This is a genomic window from Streptococcus infantis, from assembly GCF_001579645.1.
GTDB lineage: Bacteria > Bacillota > Bacilli > Lactobacillales > Streptococcaceae > Streptococcus > Streptococcus infantis_E.
The window spans coordinates 625,870-626,987 of the sequence record NZ_KQ970818.1 but is presented as its reverse complement, the minus strand read 5'-3'; the positions used below and the strand labels follow the sequence as shown (position 1 = coordinate 626,987).

Annotated in this window: 2 protein-coding genes; one reads left to right on the top strand and one right to left on the bottom strand. The window is 35.9% G+C overall.

Features of this window, described 5'->3' with window-relative positions:
- Window positions 1-706: DeoR/GlpR family DNA-binding transcription regulator (locus tag SINDD18_RS03000; RefSeq protein WP_241497317.1), on the top strand; the 706-nt coding region annotated here is incomplete at its 5' end.
- 197 nt (window positions 707-903) lie between these two features.
- On the opposite strand, the gene SINDD18_RS02995 is transcribed toward SINDD18_RS03000, so the two are convergent.
- A partial coding sequence (locus SINDD18_RS02995; protein ID WP_153014407.1) for an LPXTG cell wall anchor domain-containing protein occupies window positions 904-1,118 on the bottom strand: 215 nt, incomplete at its 5' end.

Sequence of the window (1,118 nt, the reverse complement as noted above, 5' to 3'; positions counted from 1 at the left end):
TGTTAAAGAGATTATGAATCGCCTTGATATTTCCGATATGACAGCTAGACGATATTTACAAGAGTTAGCGGATAAGGATTTGCTGGTTCGAGTTCATGGAGGAGCTGAAAAACTTCGAACAGGTTCCTTATTAAACAATGAGCGTTCTAACGTTGAAAAACAAGGGCTACAAACAGCAGAAAAACAAGAAATTGCTCGCTTTGCAGGTCACTTAGTTGAAGAAAGAGAAACTATTTTCATTGGTCCAGGTACCACATTAGAATTCTTTGCGCGAGAACTTCCTATCGATAACATTCGAGTTGTTACCAATAGTTTGCCTGTATTTCTCATTCTAAATGAGCGTAAGCTAACTGACCTAATTTTAATCGGTGGTAATTATCGTTCAATTACTGGAGCCTTTGTAGGTACTCTAACCCTCCAAGATATCGCTAGTTTGCAATTTTCAAAAGCCTTCGTTAGTTGTAATGGTATCAAGGATCATGCTATCGCTACTTTTAGTGAAGACGAAGGTGAAGCACAGAAATTAGCACTAGAAAACGCCAATAAAAAATATCTCCTAGCTGACCATAGCAAATTTGATAAATTTGATTTCTTCACATTTTACAATATCTCAGATATCGACACCATTATCACTGATTCAAAGTTAAGTGACCAAACACTCCAATCACTGTCTAAACAAACTAAAATTATCAAGTCAAAACCTTAACTCTACAACTAGTCACAGAATTTAGTAGCTACTACTAATTCTATGGCTAGTTTTTTATTTTGCAAAAATTATAAAAGATTCCCCCAATGTTTATAGATATTTACCAAACACAAATATTATAGAACTAAAAAAACCTGAAAGTTATATCTTTCAGGTTTTTTGATCGGAATAATCAACTAATAAAATCGTTAGAAGATTTATTCTTCATCATCACGCTTACGACGTTTAGCCACTAATCCTAATCCAGTTAGACCTGCTACAACTCCAAGGAGAGCATTTGCAGCTGAAGCAGTTTCACCTGTATTTGGTAATTGCTTACGGGCCTTAGTGGTATCAGTTTGAGGAGCTAGACTAGTTGAAGTCGAATGAATCATAGACGCACTTGTTGATGCTGATTCAGAAGCTGATGTGC